This window comes from Pseudomonas sp. Leaf15, from assembly GCF_001421425.1.
Lineage (GTDB): Bacteria > Pseudomonadota > Gammaproteobacteria > Pseudomonadales > Pseudomonadaceae > Aquipseudomonas > Aquipseudomonas salomonii.
In genome coordinates this window covers 23,205-43,265 of the sequence record NZ_LMKI01000003.1, presented here as the reverse complement: position 1 = coordinate 43,265, position 20,061 = coordinate 23,205, and the positions used below count along the sequence as shown (strand labels likewise).

Annotated in this window: 20 protein-coding genes; 8 read left to right on the top strand and 12 right to left on the bottom strand. The window is 61.2% G+C overall.

Annotated features, from left to right (window positions below; translation table 11 throughout):
• Window positions 1-3: 3 nt before the first annotated feature.
• The 3 genes from ASE80_RS04260 to ASE80_RS04250 all read left to right on the top strand — a co-directional run bounded on the left by ASE80_RS04260 (window position 4) and on the right by ASE80_RS04250 (window position 2,072).
• The gene (locus ASE80_RS04260; RefSeq protein ID WP_056857806.1) at window positions 4-1,107 is read left to right on the top strand and encodes a PepSY-associated TM helix domain-containing protein; all 1,104 of its coding nucleotides are present in this window, start codon (window positions 4-6) and stop codon (window positions 1,105-1,107) included.
• Entirely contained in the window at window positions 1,104-1,286 is a 183-nt protein-coding gene (locus ASE80_RS04255; RefSeq protein ID WP_056857805.1) for a hypothetical protein, read from the top strand. The genes ASE80_RS04260 and ASE80_RS04255 overlap by 4 nt, the downstream gene beginning before the upstream one ends.
• A 156-nt stretch (window positions 1,287-1,442) precedes the next feature.
• Window positions 1,443-2,072: a glutathione S-transferase gene (locus ASE80_RS04250; RefSeq protein WP_056857804.1), complete on the top strand. Its 630-nt coding sequence runs from the start codon at window positions 1,443-1,445 to the stop codon at window positions 2,070-2,072.
• A 237-nt stretch (window positions 2,073-2,309) separates the two neighbouring features.
• Here ASE80_RS04250 and creD read toward each other — a convergent pair whose 3' ends face one another.
• Genes creD through rloA2 form a run of 4 tightly spaced genes read right to left on the bottom strand, consistent with a single transcriptional unit; the run spans window position 2,310 to window position 6,330 of the window.
• Window positions 2,310-3,662, bottom strand: coding sequence for a cell envelope integrity protein CreD (gene creD / locus ASE80_RS04245; protein WP_056857803.1), 1,353 nt, complete (start codon window positions 3,660-3,662; stop codon window positions 2,310-2,312).
• Between the two features lie 51 nt (window positions 3,663-3,713).
• On the bottom strand, window positions 3,714-5,153 hold the full coding sequence (gene creC, locus ASE80_RS04240; RefSeq protein ID WP_056857802.1) for a two-component system sensor histidine kinase CreC: 1,440 nt from the start codon (window positions 5,151-5,153) through the stop codon (window positions 3,714-3,716).
• Window positions 5,153-5,821, bottom strand: a complete 669-nt coding sequence (gene creB / locus ASE80_RS04235) for a two-component system response regulator CreB (protein WP_056857801.1) — start codon at window positions 5,819-5,821, stop codon at window positions 5,153-5,155. The genes creC and creB overlap by 1 nt, the downstream gene beginning before the upstream one ends.
• Window positions 5,822-5,829: 8 nt before the next feature.
• Window positions 5,830-6,330 carry a retropepsin-like aspartic peptidase RloA2 gene (gene rloA2 / locus ASE80_RS04230; protein ID WP_056857800.1) on the bottom strand — a complete coding sequence of 167 codons (501 nt, stop codon included), beginning with the start codon at window positions 6,328-6,330 and terminating at the stop codon, window positions 5,830-5,832.
• A gap of 196 nt (window positions 6,331-6,526) precedes the next feature.
• On the opposite strand from rloA2, the gene ASE80_RS04225 reads away from it, so the two are divergent.
• The gene (locus ASE80_RS04225) at window positions 6,527-7,414 is read left to right on the top strand and encodes an acyltransferase (RefSeq protein WP_056857799.1); all 888 of its coding nucleotides are present in this window, start codon (window positions 6,527-6,529) and stop codon (window positions 7,412-7,414) included.
• On the opposite strand, the gene ASE80_RS04220 is transcribed toward ASE80_RS04225, so the two are convergent.
• Entirely contained in the window at window positions 7,411-7,983 is a 573-nt protein-coding gene (locus ASE80_RS04220; protein WP_056857798.1) for a DUF2780 domain-containing protein, read from the bottom strand. The two genes, ASE80_RS04225 and ASE80_RS04220, sit on opposite strands and share 4 nt — an antisense overlap.
• 151 nt (window positions 7,984-8,134) lie before the next feature.
• On the opposite strand from ASE80_RS04220, the gene ASE80_RS04215 reads away from it, so the two are divergent.
• From ASE80_RS04215 to ASE80_RS04200, 4 genes are all read left to right on the top strand, one after another.
• Window positions 8,135-8,761 (top strand): sigma-70 family RNA polymerase sigma factor, encoded by a 627-nt coding sequence (locus ASE80_RS04215; RefSeq protein WP_056857797.1) that lies wholly within the window; start codon window positions 8,135-8,137, stop codon window positions 8,759-8,761.
• Window positions 8,758-9,435, top strand: a complete 678-nt coding sequence (locus ASE80_RS04210; protein WP_056857796.1) for an anti-sigma factor — start codon at window positions 8,758-8,760, stop codon at window positions 9,433-9,435. The genes ASE80_RS04215 and ASE80_RS04210 overlap by 4 nt, the downstream gene beginning before the upstream one ends.
• 342 nt (window positions 9,436-9,777) lie before the next feature.
• Complete coding sequence (locus ASE80_RS04205) at window positions 9,778-10,038, top strand: hypothetical protein (RefSeq protein WP_017137997.1); 261 nt, start codon at window positions 9,778-9,780, stop codon at window positions 10,036-10,038.
• 196 nt (window positions 10,039-10,234) lie between these two features.
• The gene (locus ASE80_RS04200) at window positions 10,235-10,753 is read left to right on the top strand and encodes a hypothetical protein (protein ID WP_056857795.1); all 519 of its coding nucleotides are present in this window, start codon (window positions 10,235-10,237) and stop codon (window positions 10,751-10,753) included.
• A 166-nt stretch (window positions 10,754-10,919) separates the two neighbouring features.
• On the opposite strand, the gene fdhA is transcribed toward ASE80_RS04200, so the two are convergent.
• The 7 genes from fdhA to glyA form a co-directional block, all read right to left on the bottom strand.
• Entirely contained in the window at window positions 10,920-12,119 is a 1,200-nt protein-coding gene (fdhA, locus tag ASE80_RS04195; protein WP_056857794.1) for a formaldehyde dehydrogenase, glutathione-independent, read from the bottom strand.
• 186 nt (window positions 12,120-12,305) lie between these two features.
• Window positions 12,306-13,163 (bottom strand): formyltetrahydrofolate deformylase, encoded by an 858-nt coding sequence (purU, locus tag ASE80_RS04190; RefSeq protein WP_056857793.1) that lies wholly within the window; start codon window positions 13,161-13,163, stop codon window positions 12,306-12,308.
• Window positions 13,164-13,286: 123 nt separating this feature from the next.
• A complete protein-coding gene (locus tag ASE80_RS04185; RefSeq protein WP_056857792.1) occupies window positions 13,287-13,919 on the bottom strand; it encodes a sarcosine oxidase subunit gamma in 633 nt (210 codons plus the stop codon).
• A gap of 133 nt (window positions 13,920-14,052) precedes the next feature.
• Complete coding sequence (locus ASE80_RS04180) at window positions 14,053-17,070, bottom strand: sarcosine oxidase subunit alpha (protein ID WP_056857791.1); 3,018 nt, start codon at window positions 17,068-17,070, stop codon at window positions 14,053-14,055.
• The gene (locus ASE80_RS04175; protein ID WP_056857790.1) at window positions 17,067-17,369 is read right to left on the bottom strand and encodes a sarcosine oxidase subunit delta; all 303 of its coding nucleotides are present in this window, start codon (window positions 17,367-17,369) and stop codon (window positions 17,067-17,069) included. Before ASE80_RS04175 ends, ASE80_RS04180 begins: the two co-directional genes overlap by 4 nt.
• A gap of 15 nt (window positions 17,370-17,384) precedes the next feature.
• A complete protein-coding gene (locus ASE80_RS04170; RefSeq protein ID WP_010207084.1) occupies window positions 17,385-18,635 on the bottom strand; it encodes a sarcosine oxidase subunit beta in 1,251 nt (416 codons plus the stop codon).
• A gap of 22 nt (window positions 18,636-18,657) precedes the next feature.
• Entirely contained in the window at window positions 18,658-19,911 is a 1,254-nt protein-coding gene (gene glyA, locus ASE80_RS04165) for a serine hydroxymethyltransferase (RefSeq protein ID WP_056857789.1), read from the bottom strand.
• Window positions 19,912-20,061: the final 150 nt, after the last annotated feature.

Sequence of the window (20,061 nt, the reverse complement as noted above, 5' to 3'; positions counted from 1 at the left end):
AAAATGAAAAGCAAAACCATCCGCCGCTGGTCCTTCATCCACACCTGGACCAGCCTGATCTGCACGGTGTTCCTGCTGCTGCTCGCCCTCACCGGCCTGCCGTTGGTGTTTCACCACGAGATCGACCACCTGCTGGGCAACGAGCCGGAACTGGTACAGATGCCCGCCGATACGCCGCAACTAAACCTTGAGCAGTTGGTGGCCAAAGCCCAGGCTCATCGCCCCGGCGAGGCCATGCAGTATCTGGCGTGGGACGAAGACGACAAAAACGGTGTGATTGCGATCATGGCTGCCACGGCCGGCACCGAGCCCAACTCGTCCCACACCTTCATGCTGGATGCGCGCACCGGTGAGGCCGTGGAAACCCCGGCGGCCAATGGCGGGTTGACCCTGTTCCTGCTGCGCTTGCACGTGGATATGTTCGCCGGGCTGCCAGGCAAGTTGCTGCTGGCGTTCATGGGCATTCTGTTTGTGGTGGCAATTGTCTCGGGTACGGTGCTGTACCTGCCGTTTATGCGCCGGTTGAAGTTCGCCACCGTGCGTAAAGACAAATCCACCCGTCTGCGCTGGCTCGACCTGCACAACCTGATCGGCGTGGTCACGCTGACCTGGGCGCTGGTGGTGGGTGTCACCGGCGTGATCAGCGCCTGCGCCGACCTGATCATCGCCGCCTGGCGCCAGGACAGCCTCAGCGCCATGATCGAGCCGTACAAAAACGCGCCACCGCTGACCCAACGCGCACCGGCCACCGAATTGCTGAGCATCGCCGCCAAGGCCGCGCCCGGCATGGAGCCGGACTTTATCGCCTTCCCCGGCACGCGCTTTTCCAGCGAGCACCACTACGCGGTGTTCATGAAGGGCAGCACACATCTGACCTCGCACCTGCTCACGCCGGTGCTGATCGACGCCAGCACCCTGGCCGTCACCGCCATCGCCGAACGGCCGTGGTATATGGACGCCATGGGCATGTCCCAGCCGCTGCACTTTGGCGACTACGGCGGCATGCCGATGAAGATCCTCTGGGCGGTGCTGGATGTGCTGACCATCATCGTGTTGGGCAGCGGGGTTTACTTGTGGATTGTGCGGCGCAAGGCGGCCAAGTCATGAAGCCGCGCCAGTCGAGTTTCTGGAAGGTATTCGGCATTCCGTTGGGGATTGGCCTGCTCAGCGCGGCGGGGTTGTTTGCGGCGCTGTTGGGGGATGGGCTGTGGGATTCGTTGAGTTGGGTGGGGTTGGGTATTCCGGCTGCCATTGGTACTTGGGCGTTGCTTAAGCGGCGTGGCTGAAAGCCTCATCGCAGGCAAGCCAGCTCCCACAGGTTGATGTGTGTACGCAGTCAAGTGTGGGAGCTGGCTTGTCGAGTCGTCGCACCGCTGCGATGAGGCCTTCAAAAACAACCACAATCCCTCTAGGCTAGCCCCTGCCATTTCCGAGGAATGCCCATGTCCGCGCCCAGCATGACCTTGTTTCACAACCCCGCTTCACCCTTTGTTCGCAAAGTCCGCGTGCTGCTGATCGAGACCGGCCAGCAGGACCGCGTGGCCTTGCATGGCTGCATGCCGACGCCGGTCAACCCCGATGCACAGGTGGTGCAGGACAACCCCGTGGGCAAGATCCCGGCCCTGCGCCTGGCCGATGGTTCGGTGCTGCACGACAGCCGGGTGATCCTCGATTACTTCGACCACCAGCACGTCGGCAACCCGCTGATCCCGCGTGACGGCCCGGCCCGCTGGCGCCGCCTCACCCTCGCCTCGATGGCCGACGGCATCCTGGATGCCGCCGTGCTGGTGCGTTACGAAACCGCCATGCGCCCGCTGGAAAAACACTGGGACCAATGGCTGGAAGGGCAGCGCAGCAAGATCTATCGCACCCTCGCCGAGCTGGAAAGCGATGCGATTGCCGAACTGGCCAGTCACTTCGACATCGCCGCCATCGGCGTGGCGTGCGCCCTGGGTTACCTGGACTTTCGCCACCCCGACCTGCAATGGCGTGCCGGCAACCCCAAGCTTGCCGATTGGTATGCCGAGGTCAGCCAACGGCCTTCGATGCTGGAAACTCAGCCACCGCTCTAACGGGGTGAAACACGGCCCCTTGTGGCGAGCGGGCTTGCCCCGCGTTGGGCTGCGAAGCGGCCCCAGTCAAGCAAAACGCGGTGTACCAGAAACTTCTCTGTGGCAGGTTTTGGGGCTGCTGCGCAGCCCAACGCGGGGCAAGCCCGCTCGCCACAGAAAGCCCATTTGCCGCATAAAATAACGCATTGATTTTTCCGACCAACTGCGCGCACACCTGCTGATCTTCACGCAACCCAATCATTGCGCCACCTCCCGTACCTTGCGTTTGCCCACGCCATACCAATCCAGCTTGCGCGTCAGCACCATCACCGTACCCAGCAAACCAAACAGCAACAGCGAGCCCATCAGCAGCGCGTAATCCTCGGCGCTCAACAGCCCGTACAACAAGCCATACAACGCCGCCAACCCCGCCGAAAAGCCCAGGCCATGCACGACACTGCGCAGCACGTGGCACACGTAAAAACCAATCAACAACACACAGGCACTCGCCGAGATCAGGTAGGCCAACGCAAAGCCCAGGTGTTCGGACAACGACAACAACAGCAGGTAGAAAAACGCCAAGGCAAAGCCCACCAACGCGTACTGAATCGGGTGTACCGCGAGGTTCTTCAGTACTTCGAAGAGGAAGAAACCGGCAAACGTCAGGGCGATAAACAGCAGCGCGTATTTGATCGCGCGGTCGCTCTTGAGGTACTGGTCCACCGGGTCGATGAAGTTCACGCCAAAGCTGCGGTGGGTGAAGTCTTCACAGCCCTGGCGGTCCAGGCAGGTTTGCAGGGCCTGTTCGAGGTTGGTGGAGAAAAACGAGGTCTGCCAGTTGGCGCTGAAGCCCTTGTCGGTGACCTCGCGCTGCGCCGGCAGGAAGTTGCCGATAAAGCTTGGGTGCGGCCAGTTGGACGCGAGTGACACCTGGCTGGTCTTGCCCACCGGCACCACTTGCAACTGCTCGGTGCCTTGCAGGCGCAGGTCAAAAGCGAAGTCCACCACGCCCGGTTGTTTGCTGTCCTGCGTGGGCAGCGTCACATGCACGCCCTCGCCCAACCAGTCCACTTGCGAGCCAGGCGAGAAGGCCAGGCGTTGGCTGCCCAGCTCAAGCTTCAGGGCGTTTTCGATGCCACGAATATCGCTGATACCCACCGCCAGAAACGCCGGCTCGAAACGGTAATCGGCAAAGTTTTCGGTAATGCCCAGTTGCGCCGGCAACTCGAAACGCCCACTGATGCGGTTATCTGCGTGGAACAGTCGCGCCTGGTAGATGCCGCGCGAGCGCAGTTCGGTTTGCACCTTGCCGTCGAGTTCAAAACGGTCCGGCAGAAAATACAGACGGCCGCGCTCTTCACGGGTTTCCTCGTAGCGTTTGTTGAGCTTTTCATTGAGTTTCCACTCGCGCACGGTCTTGCGATACGGCACCACCATCACTGGCCCAGTAATACGTTGGCTGTAGCTGGAGCTGCGGGCGATGTCCATCAGCACGCCGTCGCGCAGTTGCTGGCGGTCGCTGATGATGCCGTTGATCATCAGCAGCGGAATCAGCAACAGCAGGATCAGCAGCGCAATGGCGCCAAGTTTGAACAGCAGGCTTCGGTTCATGGGGCTCTCCCTGTTTGGATGGGCAGAGCGTGAACCGCGCCTGTGGGAGATTTATGTGGGCACTGTGGAGACTGTGTGGAGATGCAGCACCACCTGCACGCCGCCATGCACATTGCCGATCTGCAATGCGCCGCCGTGCAGCTTCATCACTTCTTCAACAAAGTTGAGGCCCAGGCCGGTGCTTTTGCGCCCACTGACCGGGCGCGGCAACGAGTAGAAACGCTCGCTCAAGCGCGGCAAGGCGTAGTCGGGAATCGGCGCAGCCTGATTGAACAGACTGACCTGCACGTCGTTGTGCTGCGTCTGTGCGCTGAATCGCAACGTGCCGCCGGGCGGGGTGAAGTCCAAGGCGTTGTCGAGCAGGTTGCCCAGCGCCTGGCGCAGCAAGAAAGGCTCACCGAACACCTTCACATCCGCCGCTATCGTCTGTTCCACCTGCAGGCCAGCGCCTTCGATTCGCGCACATTGCGCCTTGAGCACTTCGTCGACCAGGGCCGCCAACGGCATGCGGGTCTGTTCTTCCAAACCCTGGCGTTGCTCCACCTGGGCCAGGTTGAGCAGCCGCTCGATCAACTGCTGCAAGCGTGCGCTTTCGCTGTCGATATTGCCGACAAAACGCTGCTGCTGCTCGCGGCTCATGTCGCCCTGCAACAATTCCGCCGCGCCGCGAATAGCCGCCAGCGGGCTTTTCAATTCGTGGGTCAGGGTGTGCACGTAATGCTCGACGTAGGCCTTGCCTTCCAGCTGCGTGCGCATGTGCTCCACAGCGGTGGACAACTGCTTGAGTTCGCCGCCTCGGTAATGCGGCAACTCGGCACGTCGCCCTTCACTCACCGCCTGGGCATACGCCGTAAGCCGATGCAGCGCCACGCTCAGCCACCACGACAGCAATGCACCCAGCAGCAGGCCCAACACCACCAACCCGGCGCCGTACCACAGCAGGCGGTTCTCGGTGCGATCAATATACGGCTGCAACGAGCTGTTGGGCTTGGCCACCGTGACCACGCCGATGATTTGCCCGTTGTCGCGGATCGGCGCGCCCACGTGCATCACCGACGAAGTGGGATCGTCCAGTTCACTGCGCGTGGAACGCGCGCCGTACTCGCCGCGCAGGGTCAAATACACGTCGTTCCACCTGGAATAGTCCTGGCCCACCGCTTCGCCCGTGGAGTCGAGCAGCACGATGCCATGGGCGTCGGTCACATAAATGCGGTGGTTAACCTGATTTTTCGGCAGGCCCCAAATGGTCGCGCCAGGCTGGCGACTGCCATAGGCTTTGAGCAACTCGGGCCAGTGGCTTTGGCCGAGGGTGCCGTTCTTTACGTCCAACCTCAGGATCTCGGCCAGCAAGTTGGCCGTGTCCACCAGGGTTTCTTCGGTGGACTGGCGCACGCCAGGGCGGATTTCCTTCATCACCGTGTTGAGCACAAAGTAACCGGTAAGGCCGATAAACAGCGCATACACCAGGAAGATCCGCAGCCCCAGGCGCATCAGCTGTGGCTCGGGCTGTAGCTGTAGCCGAGGCCGCGATGGGTCTGGATCGGCTCGGCATCCGCCGCAATGCCCCGCAGTTTGCTGCGCAGGCTTTTGATATGGCTGTCGATATTACGCTCGTAGCCGGCATCGGCCGGCACGCCCACCGCGTCGAGCAATTGCTCGCGGCTGAACACCCGCTCGGGCTGCTCCAGCAGGCTGTGCAGCAGGCGAAATTCATGCCGCGTGAGGCTCAACGCCTGGCCGCGATAACTGATCTGCATGCGCTCCAGGTCGACCTGGAACACGGCCGGCGCGGCGCTTGGGCTGACGCGCTTGAGAATCGCCCGAACCCGCGCCGCCACTTCCCGTGGGCTGAACGGCTTGACCACATAATCGTCGGCGCCGATCTCCAGGCCCACCACGCGGTCGATCTCGCCATCGCGCGCACTGAGAAACATCACCGGCACTTCGCTGAAGCGGCGCAGCTGTTTGCAGGTCTCAAAGCCGCTGATGTCCGGCAGGCCGATGTCGAGGATGATCAGGTCGGCAGGCGTCTGGCGTTGATGGGCCAGCGCCTCCTGGCCAAGGCTCAGCCAGGTGGTGGTGAACCCCTCGCCTTGCAGGGCAAAGATCAGCGTATCGGCTATCGCCGCTTCGTCTTCGACAATCAGGATGTGCGGCATAGGCTCGATCAGCAGTCCGGTTTGTCGGCCGTGTAACGGCGGGCCGGGTTCACCGCCGCGCCGAACTCACGCAGGGCCTTGGCGCCGATCAGCAACGGGTAGTTGAAGCTGCTGCGGTCGGTGAGGTTGACCTCCACGGTGCGCTTGACGTTGCCCAGGCACATTTCCAGGTCGATTACCGGGCGCTTGGCCACAGTGGCTTCGTCCTTGTCGTCGTCCTCGTCGGCGCGGCTTTTGATTTTGCTGATGCGCGAGACTTTGTGCTCGTAGACCTTGTCGCTGGCGTCCTTGCCGCCGAGGCGGAAGCGCACCCAGTCGTCGCCGTCGCGCTGGAAGGTTTCGATGTTGCGGGCCGACAGCGAGGCGGTGAGCGCGCCGGTGTCCATCTTGGCCTTGAAGGTTTGGCCGATCTCCGGCAGTTGGATGTATTCGTAGCGACCGTAGAGGGTCGGTTCGGCGGCCATGACGGGCACGGCAGCCAGGGCAAGCGAGGCAAGGAGCAGTTTCACGAAGTGATTTCCTTGGAAAGAAGTAGGCGGATTCTAGACCGCAAAAGCGTTGTTTAGTTAGATCGTTCCCACGCTCTGCGTGGGAATGCAGCTCTGGACGCTCCGCGTCAGCTCACATTCGTGCAGCAATTTGCGATTTGGCCTCTAGACTCAGCTTGCTTATCATGGCCTGCCCACCCGATTCCAAGAGTTACTTATGCGCCGCCTGCTCACCGGCTGTTTTGTCACACTGCTGTTATTGCTCAACACCCTGGTGCTGTTCGGCCCGTTGATGGTATTTGCCCTGCTCAAGCTGGTAGCGCCCGGCCGCTTTCGCGACTACGCCTCTTGGGCCGTGATGTGGATCGCCGAGACCTGGGCCGAGATCGACAAGCTGATCTTCTCGCTGTGCATCCCCACCCAATGGGATATTCGCGGTGGCGACGAGCTGCGCGGCGATACGTCTTACCTGGTGATCAGCAATCACCAATCCTGGGTCGACATTCCCGCGCTGATCCAGGCGCTCAACCGGCGTACGCCGTTCTTCAAATTCTTCCTGAAAAAAGAGCTGATCTGGGTACCCTTCCTGGGCCTGGCCTGGTGGGCGCTGGATTACCCGTTCATGAAGCGCTACACCAAGGCCTTTCTGGCCAAACACCCGGAACTGGCGGGCCAGGATTTGAAGATCACCAAGCAGGCGTGCGAGCTGTTCAAGCGCCAACCGGTGACGGTGGTCAATTATCTGGAGGGCACACGGTTCAGCGAGGCCAAGCGCAAGCAGCAGGATTCGCCATTTGCCCGCTTACTCAAGCCCAAGGCGGGTGGCGTGGCGTTTGTGCTGGCGGCCATGGGTGAGCAATTGGACGCGGTCCTCGACGTGACTGTGGTCTATCCGCAGCAGAAGATCCCGGGGTTCTGGGACTTGATCTGCGGCACAGTGCCCAAGGTGATCATTGATATCCGCACCCGTGAGCTGGACCCGGCGTTGTGGCAAGGGGATTACGAGAATGACCCGGCGTTTCGCCAGACCGTCCAGAACTGGGTGAACCAGCTCTGGAAGGAAAAGGATGCGCGCATCGCACAACTGCGCGCAGAGTCGCGTTAGCTGCCAGTGCCCCACGCCGAGGCCAGCTTGCCCAGCACCGACTCGTTGGCGCCCTGGCCGCCCAGGTATTGCAGGATCACCGGCGCAAACTTGCCGATCATGCTGTTATCCATGCCCAACGCGCTAAAGGCGGTGTTCAAGTCGTTGGTGCTCTTCACGTTACCCAGCAAGCCATCCAGGCCGCTGGTCTTGCTGCCGCCGCTCTGGCCGAGCATCCCGCTCAAGGCGCCGAGGCTGCCCAGGGAGTTGCTCCCCGAGAGTTGATCCAGGCCCGGTACGCTCTTGCCCAGTTGCGAATAGTCGGTGCCGCTCAGTTTGTTCTTGGCCAAGCCCAGCATCGCGCCGGTCCCGCCCACGGCTTGTTCTGGGGTGATATTCAGTTGCGAGGTCAGGGCGCTCAGCAGGCCGGCGGTCTCAGAGCTAGGCGCTGCAGCCGCCGCCTTGTTGTTGCTGCCCTGGGCACCGGAGACGGCATTGGCCACGTCACCGAGGCTGAAACCTGCGGCAAACACCGGGCTGGCGGCCACGGTCAACAGGCATGACAGGGCAAAACCGCGTGAAATCTTCATCAAGACAACCTCTGAATGTAGGAGCTAAAAGCACGCGTTTGACTGACACCCCCGAAGGAATGTTCCCACCTGCAGATGAGTTCAGAAAAATCTGCATCCAAATGTTCCTCGCGCGCGTATATCCCCCATGCACCGCCCGGAGTCAGATGGAATGAATGCTCAAGCTAGACTACCCTCTGCCTACCGTGCGCAGTCCCGTCGCCCTCGAACGAGAGCCTGGAGAAGCCCTATTTCCGTCCACGATGCTGACCCGCTGCGGCCACTGCTGGCCCAATGCGCCCTGGGCAACCGCCAGGCGTTCGAAACCCTGTACCGCAGCGTGTCGCCGCGATTGCACGGCGTTGCCTTTCGTTTCATGGGGCGCTCGGACCTCGCCGAAGAGGTGTTGCAAGAGGCCTTTGTGCGCATCTGGTACAACGCTTCGCGCTACGAAGCCCATTTGGCCGCGCCGATGACCTGGATGGTCAACATCACCCGCAACCTGGCCATCGACCAATTGCGCAAACACCGTGAACAGCCATTAGCTGAGGGTCAGCAAGACGCCATGCTCGACGACAGCCCCAGCGCCTACGAACAGCTCGACAGTGAGCGCGAAGCCCGCGCCCTCAACCGCTGCCTCGACACCCTCGACGGCATGCAACGCCAGTCGATCAGCGTGGCTTACTTCCAGGGCCTGTCGTGCTCGGAACTGGCCGAACAGTTGGCGGCGCCCCTGGGCTCGGTCAAATCCTGGATTCGCCGCGGCATGGAGCGCCTGCGCAGGTGCCTTGAATCATGAACTACCAAACCACCGCCCTGCGCCGCGCCCTCGCTGCCGATTACGCCATCGGGCTGATGCCCGCCACTGCCCGTCGGCGCTTTGAAAGCCTGCTGCTGGACGATGCCGCGCTGCGCGTCGAACTCGGCCACTGGCAAGATGCCCTGGCCAGCCTGACGGGCGCCGTGCCCGAACGGCCAGTGCCCGAGCATGTGTGGGCCGGTATCAAGGCCAGAATTGAACCGCAAGTGCTGCACGTGCCGGCGAAGAAACCGTTCTGGATGAATATCCGGCTACTGGCCGCTGCCTGCGCGATCGTCGTGGCGGTGCTGGTGGGCGTGCTGTATCAGCGGGACATCGGCGCCGAGTACAACGCCACGTTGGTCGCGGCCAACCAGCAGCCGGCGTTGCAGGTGCAGGCGTTTGGCGATCACCTGCAAGTCGAGCCGCTCACATTGGCCGCCGTAGAGCCGACGCGTGCCCTGGAACTGTGGGTCATTGCGGCCGGTGGCAAACCCGTCTCCCTGGGCCTGGTGCCGAGCTCGGGTAAAGGCCGAATCCAGCTGAGCAAGGAACAGCAGGCGCTGCTGACTGCACCCGCGACCCTCGCCGTCAGCCTGGAGCCACAAGGCGGCTCACCCACCGGACAACCCACCGGACCGGTGCTGTACCAAGGCGCTCTGGCCACTCGCTGACACAACTCAATCAATGTGGGAGCAGGCAAGCCAGCTCCCACATTTGAGCTACATTGGCCGAGCGACTTGCTCCCGGCGGAGGATGGCGCTTATAGTTCGGCGGTCGTCCATATGGCGACACGGGTTTGGCGACTCGATTGAAATAATGCATGCAAAAGCACCTGCTCCTTTGCAGGTGCTTTCGCACGCGTAAGGCTGCTTTATGGCGGCTGTGCGCGGGAGACCTTCGGGTCTGCCGGCCTTTGCTTTATTTCACCGGTTCGCCAACCTGCGTACAGCTGCCACCCATTCGTTTGGCGACGTGTGAGTGGTAGCCCCACTCTCTGAAATAAAGGTTAAAACATGAACCGATACATGCCGCTCACCGGCCACGACGCCACCACGCCCTCCCTGCTCATCGACACCCAAGTCCCGCTCGACGTGCTCCACGACGCCGCCGTCTACCGCATCCGCGCCGTCACCCAAGTCATGGAAAACCTGGCGTTTCGCGAAGGCCTGAACACCGACAACCTCGTGCTCCAGGACTTTGCCCTGCTCTGCGCCATTCCATTGCGCGATGGCTGTGATCTGCTGGATGTGATCAGCCGACGCTTGCAGGCTTAAGCACCAGAAACAAAAGGGCGACACTATGTCGCCCTTTCCTAAACCTGAAGTAGCCTTTCACTTCACAACTGCATTAGGTAATAAAGGTTGCAACCTTAATAGAGAAACAAGCTAAAGCCCTGTCAATTCTCACAGTAGGCAACGACGTAGTAGCTAAAGAAAATGGACGCTCTTTCTACTAATGGAGTTAACACGGATGAAAACTTTAGCCACTAAAAAAACCACCAGTCTTACAATGCGCTGCCTAAAAGCCGCCCTTCCCTTAGCTGCACTACTGTCGAGTGCTTATACATTTGCGGGAAGCTGCCCCGACGCGCAATCGATTAAAGGTGAGAAATCAAACGGCACTTACGTTTACACCTCCGGTGACTGGCGTGGCACCAATGAAGACAGTGGAATTTTCGATGACACTTCGTATGCAAACGAAACATTGAAGTTCAACCGAGTCACTATTTCACAGCGCAAAGTCGGCACACAAGGCGAAGCCGCAGAAGATAAAGCAGGTGACATCATCAGTTTTGTTAAATGCGACTATATAGGCACCGGAAAAAATGCTCGAGTCCGACTGTCCAAACGGTTTTCTACTTTACCCACAGCAGACGCAGGCACTTGGGAACCCGAAACAATTGAAAAAAACGGCAAAAAGGAAGTCGTCCTCAATTCCGCGGGTACTGAGAACAAATACTGCACCTCGCAAGACTGCACCTTCAAATAATATCAATGCGTGAAGGCTTAACCGCAGAAGCAAAAAGGGCGACTCACTGTCGCCCTTTCCGACTGTAAAAAACACCGAGGTGGCTGATCCCTACCTGAGGCTGATAACGCTCAAATGAGCAAAAAAATGGCGACCTCCAGGGTCGCCATTTGTGCAGCTTAGTGCCTTACGCCGCACTAAACAGCTTATGCGGATCAATCACAAACTTCTTCGGCACGCCCGCATCGAACTCGCCATACCCACGTGGCGCATCATCCAGGCTGATCACCTGCACACCGACAATGTCCGCAATGTTGATACGGTCCCACATGATCGCCTGCATCAACTGACGGTTGTACTTCATCACCGGCGTTTGCCCGGTGTGGAAGCTGTGGGATTTGGCCCAGCCCAGCCCAAAGCGAATGCTCAGGCTGCCCATTTTTGCGGCGGCATCCACAGCACCTGGGTCTTCGGTGACGTACAGGCCTGGGATACCAATTTTGCCCGCCACGCGCACCACGCCCATCAGCGAGTTGAGCACGGTGGCCGGAGCCTCCGCCTTGACGCCTTCATGGCCGTGGCCACGGGCTTCGAAGCCTACGGCGTCTACCGCGCAGTCCACTTCCGGCTCGCCCAGCAGAACGGCGATCTGTTCGTGCAGTGGGGTGTCTTTGGACAGGTCGGCAGTTTCAAAACCCTGGGCCTTGGCGTGCGCCAGGCGGATCGGGTTGACGTCGCCGATGATCACCACCGCAGCGCCGAGCAGGCGGGCAGACGCCGCAGCTGCAAGGCCAACGGGGCCGGCGCCTGCGATGTACACGGTGCTGCCTGGGCCAACGCCCGCAGTCACGGCGCCGTGGTAGCCGGTCGGCAGGATGTCGGAGAGGCAGGTCAGGTCACGGATTTTCTCCATGGCCTTGTCGCGGTCCGGCAGTTTGAGCAGGTTGAAGTCGGCGTAAGGCACCAGCACGTATTCGGCTTGGCCGCCGGTCCAGTCGCCCATGTCGACGTAGCCATAAGCACCGCCAGGACGGGCCGGGTTGACGCTCAGGCACACGCCGGTGTGTTGTTCTTTGCAGGAGCGGCAAAGGCCGCAGGCGACGTTGAACGGTACAGATACCAGGTCGCCGATTTTCAGGTTTTCGACGCCGCTGCCCATTTCGATCACTTCGCCGGTGATCTCGTGACCGAGCACCAGGCCGGTTTGGGCAGTAGTGCGGCCGCGCACCATGTGTTGGTCGGAGCCGCAGATGTTGGTGGAGACCACGCGCAGGATGACGCCGTGCTCAATCTTCCTGCCACGGGGGTCCTGCATTTTGGGATAGTCGATTTTCTGTACTTCGACCTTGCCGTTGCCGAGATACACGACACCACGATTACCAGACATGCTTTCACCTCGCTGTTGTTTTTATGGAACCGCGTCGCCCAGGCAGGCAGCGCGTTTAAGTGCTCGGGTACAGATGCTGTTTCCTTGTGTTGTTGCTGATGGCCTCATCGCAGGCAAGCCAGCTCCCACATTTTGACTTGCGAATACGTTCAAAGGTGGGAGCTGGCTTGCCTGCGATGGCGCCCGTCAGAGCACCACCGTTCGATTGGCGTTCAAAAACACCCGCCGCTCAATGTGATACCCAACGGCCCGGGCCAGTGTCAGCCCTTCAATATCGCGCCCCTTGGCAATCAAGTCCTCGGGATAGTGGCTGTGGTCCACCACCTCCACGCCCTGGGCGATGATCGGGCCTTCATCCAGGTCGTTGTTGATGTAATGCGCCGTGGCGCCCACCAGTTTCACGCCCTTGTTGTACGCCTGGTGATACGGCTTGGCGCCTTTGAAACCGGGCAGCAACGAGTGGTGAATGTTGATGGCCTTGCCATCGAGCTTGCGGCACAGCTCCGGCGACAGCACTTGCATGTAGCGCGCAAGAATCACCAGTTCGGCACCGGTCTCTTCAATCACTTGCCACACCTGACGCTCCTGGGACGGTTTGTCGTTGGGGTCGAGGGGGAAATGGTAGTAGGGAATCTGGTGCCAGTCGGCCAAAGGTTTCAAATCAGGGTGGTTGGACACCACCGCGACCACGTCCATCGACAGTTGGCCGATGCGCTGGCGGTAGAGCAAATCGTTGAGGCAGTGATCGGCCTTGGAGACCATGATCACCACTTTTGGCCGGTAGTTCGGCGCCGTCAGCTCGAAGATCATGCCAAAGGCTTCGCCGCGCGTAGCCAGGCCATCGCGGAACGCCTGCTCGTCAAAACCCTCGGGCTGACGAAATTCCACGCGAATAAAAAACCGACCCGAGAGGCGGTCATCGAACGAATGGTGCTCGGTGACGTAGCAGCCCTGCTCGAACAGGTAGCGGGTGACCGCGTCCACCGTGCCGAGCACGCTGGGGCAGTCGGCGGTCAAAATCCATGTATCGGGTGCGCGGCTCATTGTGCGTGACTCCTTGATCGTTCCCACGCTCTGCGTGGGAATGCCGCCATGGACGCTCTGCGTCCGCTCTTGGGCCGCGGAGCGTCCCGGGATGCATTCCCACGCAGAGCGTGGGAACAATCGTTATGCAACGACATTCAGGCCGAATTCGGCCGAGGCATCCTGCAGCCACAACCACCAGTAATCCGAGAAGCTGCGACGAATCAGCAGTTCCCAGGTGTCTTCAGCCGTGTGGCGGATCACCAACTGCGACTTGGCGAACACGGTGCCCACCGCCTTGCCCACCGGGAAGTTGTTGGGGTGCACGTCGTAGCTGGTGGACTTCATCAGCACGTCGCGCACATTCGGGCCGCTGAGTTCGAGGATCTGCTGGCCGCCGCTGACGTTGACGATCTGGATATGCAACTCACCCAGGGCAGCGCGCAGGTTTTGTTCGGCGGCAAACTCTTCACCGCTTGGCACGATCAACAGCCACTCATCCGGGCCGAGCCATTGCAGGCTGGTTTCGCCTTTAACGATGACCTGGAGTGCGCCGGGCAGTTCGATGCCGAGGGCTTTGTGCACACCGGCGGCGAACGCGGCGTCATGGCCATCGCCACGGATGGTCAGGTGGCCGAGGAGTTTCTTTTCCCGCACGGTCACGCCGGCGTTCTTGCGGCCCTTGCCGACCAGGCTGGCGAGGTCGGCATGGTGCAGCGACGACTCGGCCTTGGCGCCGGTGGTGTGGCGTTGTTGGTAAACATTGGCTGCTGTCATAAAGCACCTTGTCTCTTAAGTTGATCGTTCCCACGCTCTGCGTGGGAATGCCGCCATGGACGCTCTGCGTCCGCTCTTGGGACGCGGAGCGTCCCGGGATGCATTCCCACGCAGAGCGTGGGAACGATCAGTGTCAGATGTTCTGGCGATCGCCTTTCGGGTCAAAGAACACCGAGGACACAATCTCTGCCTCGATCACGCTGCCATCCGCCTGCGGTGAGAACACCCGCTCACCCATACGCTTCAAGCCACCCTTGACCACCGCCATCGCAAACGAATAACCCAGCGAGTTATGCGCATAGCTTGAGGTCACGTGGCCGACCATCTTCATCGGGATCGACTGTTTAGGGTCGAACACCAATTGCGCGCCTTCCGGCAGCCATACATTCGGGTCAATCGGCTTCAAGCCCACCAGCTGCTTACGCTCTTCACGCACGCAGTCTTCACGGTTCATCCCGCGCCAGCCGATCCACGAGAACGGTTTGGTGCGGCCTACGCACCAGCCCATGTTCAGGTCGTCCGGGGTCATCGAGCCGTCGGTGTCTTGTCCGACGATGATGAAGCCCTTCTCGGCGCGCAGTACGTGCATGGTCTCGGTGCCGTACGGCGTCAGGTTGTACTTCTTGCCGGCCGCAACGATCTGTTCGAGTACGCCCATGGCGTAGTCGGCCTGCACGTTGACTTCATACGACAGCTCGCCGGTAAACGAGATACGGAACACCCGCGCCGGTACGCCGCCAACCAGGCCTTCTTTCCAGGTCATGAACGGGAAGCCGTCCTTGTCCAGGTCGATGTCGGTGACTTCCGCCAGCAGCTTGCGGCTGTTGGGGCCGGACAAGGTCATGGTCGCCCAGTGGTCGGTGACCGAAGTGAAGTACACCTTGAGGTCTGGCCACTCGGTCTGCTGGTAGATTTCCAGCCACTGGAGTACGCGGGCGGCGCCGCCGGTGGTGGTGGTCATCAGGAAGTGGTTGTCGGCCAGGCAGGCGGTGACGCCGTCGTCGAAGACCATGCCGTCTTCCTTGCACATCAGGCCGTAGCGGGCCTTGCCCACGTCGAGCTTGGTCCAGGCGTTGCTGTAGATGCGGTTGAGAAACTCGCGGGCATCCGGGCCTTGAATGTCGATTTTGCCGAGGGTGGATGCATCCAGCAGGCCGACGCTGTCGCGCACGGCCAGGCATTCGCGCTTCACGGCGGCGTGCAGGTCTTCACCGTTACGCGGGAAGTACCAAGGGCGTTTCCATTGGCCCACGTCTTCAAACTCGGCGCCGTTCTTAACGTGCCAGGCTTGCAGCGCGGTGTAGCGCACCGGCTCGAAAATGTGCCCACAGTGACGGCCCGCAATGGCGCCGAAGGTCACCGGCGTGTAGTTGGGACGGAACATGGTGGTGCCCATCTGCGGGATGGTCACGTTCAGCGAGCGGGCCGCAATGGCCAGGCCGTTGACGTTGCCGAGCTTGCCCTGATCAGTACCGAAGCCCAGCGCGGTGTAGCGCTTGACGTGCTCGACCGACTCGAACCCTTCGCGGGTCGCCAGCTCAATGGCAGCAGCGGTGACGTCGTTTTGCAGGTCGACAAATTGCTTCGGCGCCCGTGCGGTCGGCTTGTCATGGGGCACTTGGTAAATACCCAGGGTTGGCTCTTCCAGACGGCTCAAGGCTTTTGGCAGCGTGCCTTCCACCGGCGCAAACCCGGCTTCGCTGGCGGCGCGCACGCCGCCTTCAAAACCATCGGCCAGGGAATCGCCGAGGCCGTAGACGCCATTGATACCACCCACGCAAACACGTTTTTGCGGGGCTTCGCCCGGTACAAACCCGAGGATGTCTTCACGCCAGGTCGGCTTGCCGCCCAGGTGCGAAGCCAGGTGAACCACCGGGCTGTAGCCGCCGGAGCTGGCCACCAGGTCGCAGTCCAGCCACTCGCCGGGGCTGGTGACTTTGTGTGCTTTGACGTCAATCGCCGCCACACGCGCAGCGGTCACGTGTTTGCTGCCACGGGCTTCGAGCACGGCGCTGCCGGTGAGGATACGAATACCTTTGGCGCGGGCTTCTTCCACCAGGGCGCCGCGTGGGTTGTGGCGCACATCAGCTACGGCGACCACTTGCAGGCCCGCATCGAGCCAGTCCAGCGCGACACGGTAGGCGTGGTCGTTGTTGGTCGACAGCACCAGTTTTTTGCCCGGCGCCACGCCGTAGCGGCGCACGTAGGTAGAGACTGCACCGGCGAGCATATTGCCCGGCACGTCGTTGTTGCCGTACACCAGCGGACGCTCGCACGCACCGGTCGCCAGCACCACACGCTTGGCACGCACACGGTGGATGCGCTGGCGCACCTGGCCGATCGGCGCACGGTCACCGAGGTGGTCGGTGAGGCGTTCGTGGATGGTCAGGAAATTGTGGTCGTGGTAGCCATTGACGGTGGCACGCGGCAGCAACACCACGTCCGGCAGGGCTTTGAGTTCCGCGATCACGCTGGCAACCCATTCGGCCGCCGGCTTGCCGTCGAGGCTTTCACGCGAGTCCAGCAAGGAGCCGCCGAATTCTTCCTGTTCGTCAGCAATGATCACGCGGGCACCGCTGCGCGCAGCGGCCAGTGCAGCCGCCAGGCCAGCAGGGCCGGCGCCCACAATCAGCACGTCGCAGTGACGGTTGAAGTTGTCGTAGGTGTCCGGGTCGTTCTCGGTTGGCGAGCGGCCAAGGCCCGCAGCCTTACGAATGTACTTCTCGTAGGTCATCCAGAACGATTGCGGGTACATGAAGGTTTTGTAGTAGAAACCCGGCGGCATCAGCTTGCCGCCGACCTTGCCGAGAATGCCCATCACGTCATTGTTGACGTTCGGCCAGCCGTTGGTGCTGGTGGCGACCAAACCCTGGTAAAGCGCCTGTTGCGTGGCACGTACGTTGGGAATCTGGGTGGCTTCGGTGGCGCCGATCTGCAGCACTGCGTTGGGTTCTTCGGCGCCGGCGGCAAAGATGCCGCGTGGGCGCGAATACTTGAAGCTGCGGCCGATGATGTCGACGCCATTGGCCAGCAATGCTGCGGCCAGGGTGTCGCCCTCAAAGCCTTTGTAGCTCTGGCCGTTGAAGGTAAACGTCAGGGCTTTGTTGCGGTCGATGCGACCACCGTTGGACAGGCGATTGATCTGGCTCATACCTTCTCTCCAGAAGCCTTGGCGGTGAATTGCGGCTTGCTGCCAATCTTGTAGGTTTCAAGAATTTCGTAGGTCAGGGTGTCGCGGGTGGCGTTGAAGTACTGACGGCAACCGGCGGCGTGAATCCACAGTTCGTGATGCAGCCCGCGAGGGTTGTCACGGAAGAACATGTAGTCGCCCCACTCTTCATCGGTGCAGGCATTCGGGTCCAGCGGGCGCGGGATGTGCGCTTGGCCGGACGCGTGGAATTCCTCTTCGGAGCGCAGTTCGCCACAGTGAGGACAGAAGATATGCAACATAGGGAATTTCTCCTGTTAGTGGGCGACGGCCGCAGCGCCGTGTTCGTCGATCAACGCACCGTTGTGGAAACGGTCGATGGAAAAAGGCGCTGCCAATGGGTGCATTTCACCCTTGGCGAGGCTGGCGGCAAACACGTTGCCTGAGCCTGGAGTCGCTTTAAAACCACCAGTACCCCAGCCGCAGTTGAAGAACATGTTCGGTACCGGCGTCTTGGAGATGATCGGGCAGGCGTCCGGCGTGGTGTCGACGATGCCGCCCCACTGGCGGTTCATGCGCACCCGCGACAGCACCGGGAACATCTCGACGATGGCCTGGATGGTGTGTTCGATCACCGGGTACGAGCCGCGCTGGCCATAGCCGTTGTAGCCGTCGATACCGGCGCCGATCACCAGGTCGCCCTTGTCGGACTGGCTGATGTAACCGTGCACGGCGTTGGACATGATCACGCTGTCGATAATCGGCTTGATCGGCTCGGACACCAGCGCTTGCAGCGGGTGGGATTCGATTGGCAGGCGGAAGCCGGCAAGCGAGGCCATATGCCCGGAGTTACCGGCGGTGACCACACCGACGCGCTTGGCGCCGATAAAACCCTTGTTGGTTTCGACGCCGATGCACACGCCGTTTTCCTTGCGAAAGCCGATCACTTCGGTCTGCTGGATCAAGTCCACGCCGAGTGCGTCAGCCGCACGGGCAAAGCCCCAGGCCACGGCATCGTGACGGGCCACGCCACCGCGCCGTTGCACGGTGGCGCCGAGCACCGGGTAGCGGGTATTTTTTGAGCAGTCGAGGTACGGAATCTCGTCGGCCACTTGTTTGGCGTTGAGCAGTTCGCCGTCCACGCCGTTGAGGCGGTTGGCGCTGACGCGACGCTCCGAATCACGGATGTCCTGCAGGGTGTGGCACAGGTTGTAGACGCCGCGCTGGGAGAACATCACGTTGTAGTTCAGGTCCTGGGACAGGCCTTCCCACAGTTTCATCGCGTGTTCGTACAAGTGCGCCGACTCGTCCCACAGGTAGTTGGAACGCACGATGGTGGTGTTGCGCGCGGTGTTACCGCCGCCCAGCCAGCCTTTCTCGACCACGGCCACGTTGGTGATGCCGTGTTCTTTGGCCAAATAGTAAGCCGTCGCCAGACCATGCCCGCCGCCGCCGACGATAACCACGTCGTAGACCTTTTTCGGTGTGGGCGTGCGCCACATCTTCTGCCAGTTTTCGTGGTGGCTGAGTGAGTGCTTGAAGAGGCCGAAGCCCGAGTAGCGTTGCATAGTCATTACTCCAAAACCGCGCTCAGCGATAAACCGGGAAATCAGCGCACAGGGCAGACACGTGCTTGGCCACGTTGGCCTCGACATCGGCATCGCCGAGGTTGTCGAGGATGTCGCAGATCCAGCCGGCCAGTTCGATGCATTGCGGCACCTTGAAACCCCGCGTGGTCACCGCCGGGGTGCCGATGCGCAGGCCCGAGGTCACGAACGGCGACTGCGGGTCATTCGGCACGGCGTTCTTGTTGACGGTGATATGGGCGCGGCCGAGGGCAGCGTCCGCCTCTTTACCGGTGAGGCCCTGGCGGATCAGGCTGACCAGGAACAGGTGGTTATCGGTGCCGCCGGACACCACGTCATAGCCGCGCTTGATAAACACGTCCGCCATGGCCTGGGCGTTGTCGATCACCTGTTGTTGGTAAGCCTTGAAACCTGGCTCCAGCGCTTCCTTGAAGCACACGGCCTTGCCGGCGATCACGTGCATCAGCGGGCCGCCCTGAGCGCCGGGAAACACGGCAGCGTTGAGTTTCTTCTCGATGGCTTCGTTGGCCTTGGCCAGGATCAGGCCGCCACGCGGACCGCGCAGGGTCTTGTGGGTGGTGGTGGTGACCACATCGGCGTAAGGCAGCGGGTTCGGGTACAGGCCCGCGGCAACCAGGCCGGCGACGTGGGCCATGTCGACGAACAGCAGCGCGCCCACTTTGTCGGCGATTTGACGGAAGCGCGGGAAATCCAGGGTCTTGGAGTAAGCCGAGAAGCCGGCGACGATCATTTTCGGCTGGCACTCGACGGCCAGGCGCTCGACTTCGTCGTAATCGATCAGGCCGGTGTCGGTGTTTATGCCGTACTGTACGGCGTTGTACAGCTTGCCCGAGGACGACACTTTGGCGCCGTGGGTCAGGTGGCCGCCATGGGCCAGGCTCATGCCGAGGATGGTGTCACCGGCATTGATCAGCGCCAGGTACACCGCGCTGTTGGCGGAAGAGCCGGAGTGCGGCTGCACGTTGGCGTAATCGGCACCGAACAGTAGTTTGGCGCGGTCGATGGCCAGGGCTTCAACCTTGTCCACATGCTCGCAGCCGCCGTAATAGCGCTTGCCGGGGTAGCCTTCGGCGTATTTGTTGGTCAGGCCACTGCCCTGGGCTTCCATGACGCGTTTGCTGGTGTAGTTCTCTGACGCGATCAGCTCGATATGATCTTCCTGACGCTGCTCCTCGGCATTCATCGCCGCCAGCAATGCGTCGTCATACCCTTGAATCTGGTCTTTTTTGCTGAACATCGCGTCTCTCCCAGCCTTTCGTATTGTTGAGGCCCTCGCAGGGCCCTTTGATGCGATGGTAGGGCTGGCGCAGAGAGGTCAAATGCCTACGCACGCCACGCAAAGGTGCGTTTACGACATTGCCGGAATATTGTGCAAAGCCCTTGTGGG

Coding starts and splice junctions, on each gene's coding strand:
- ASE80_RS04210 (WP_056857796.1), top strand. CDS start 8,758: ATGAACTACCAAACCACCGCCCTGCGCCGCGCCCTCGCTGCCGATTAC.
- creC (WP_056857802.1), bottom strand. CDS start 5,153: ATGCGCCTGGGGCTGCGGATCTTCCTGGTGTATGCGCTGTTTATCGGC.
- ASE80_RS04220 (WP_056857798.1), bottom strand. CDS start 7,983: ATGAAGATTTCACGCGGTTTTGCCCTGTCATGCCTGTTGACCGTGGCC.
- ASE80_RS04205 (WP_017137997.1), top strand. CDS start 9,778: ATGAACCGATACATGCCGCTCACCGGCCACGACGCCACCACGCCCTCC.
- ASE80_RS04215 (WP_056857797.1), top strand. CDS start 8,135: ATGAATGCTCAAGCTAGACTACCCTCTGCCTACCGTGCGCAGTCCCGT.
- ASE80_RS04250 (WP_056857804.1), top strand. CDS start 1,443: ATGTCCGCGCCCAGCATGACCTTGTTTCACAACCCCGCTTCACCCTTT.
- ASE80_RS04225 (WP_056857799.1), top strand. CDS start 6,527: ATGCGCCGCCTGCTCACCGGCTGTTTTGTCACACTGCTGTTATTGCTC.
- ASE80_RS04260 (WP_056857806.1), top strand. CDS start 4: ATGAAAAGCAAAACCATCCGCCGCTGGTCCTTCATCCACACCTGGACC.
- ASE80_RS04180 (WP_056857791.1), bottom strand. CDS start 17,070: ATGAGCCAGATCAATCGCCTGTCCAACGGTGGTCGCATCGACCGCAAC.
- fdhA (WP_056857794.1), bottom strand. CDS start 12,119: ATGTCTGGTAATCGTGGTGTCGTGTATCTCGGCAACGGCAAGGTCGAA.
- purU (WP_056857793.1), bottom strand. CDS start 13,163: ATGAGCCGCGCACCCGATACATGGATTTTGACCGCCGACTGCCCCAGC.
- ASE80_RS04200 (WP_056857795.1), top strand. CDS start 10,235: ATGAAAACTTTAGCCACTAAAAAAACCACCAGTCTTACAATGCGCTGC.
- ASE80_RS04175 (WP_056857790.1), bottom strand. CDS start 17,369: ATGTTGCATATCTTCTGTCCTCACTGTGGCGAACTGCGCTCCGAAGAG.
- creD (WP_056857803.1), bottom strand. CDS start 3,662: ATGAACCGAAGCCTGCTGTTCAAACTTGGCGCCATTGCGCTGCTGATC.
- ASE80_RS04185 (WP_056857792.1), bottom strand. CDS start 13,919: ATGACAGCAGCCAATGTTTACCAACAACGCCACACCACCGGCGCCAAG.
- ASE80_RS04170 (WP_010207084.1), bottom strand. CDS start 18,635: ATGCAACGCTACTCGGGCTTCGGCCTCTTCAAGCACTCACTCAGCCAC.
- glyA (WP_056857789.1), bottom strand. CDS start 19,911: ATGTTCAGCAAAAAAGACCAGATTCAAGGGTATGACGACGCATTGCTG.
- creB (WP_056857801.1), bottom strand. CDS start 5,821: ATGCCGCACATCCTGATTGTCGAAGACGAAGCGGCGATAGCCGATACG.
- ASE80_RS04255 (WP_056857805.1), top strand. CDS start 1,104: ATGAAGCCGCGCCAGTCGAGTTTCTGGAAGGTATTCGGCATTCCGTTG.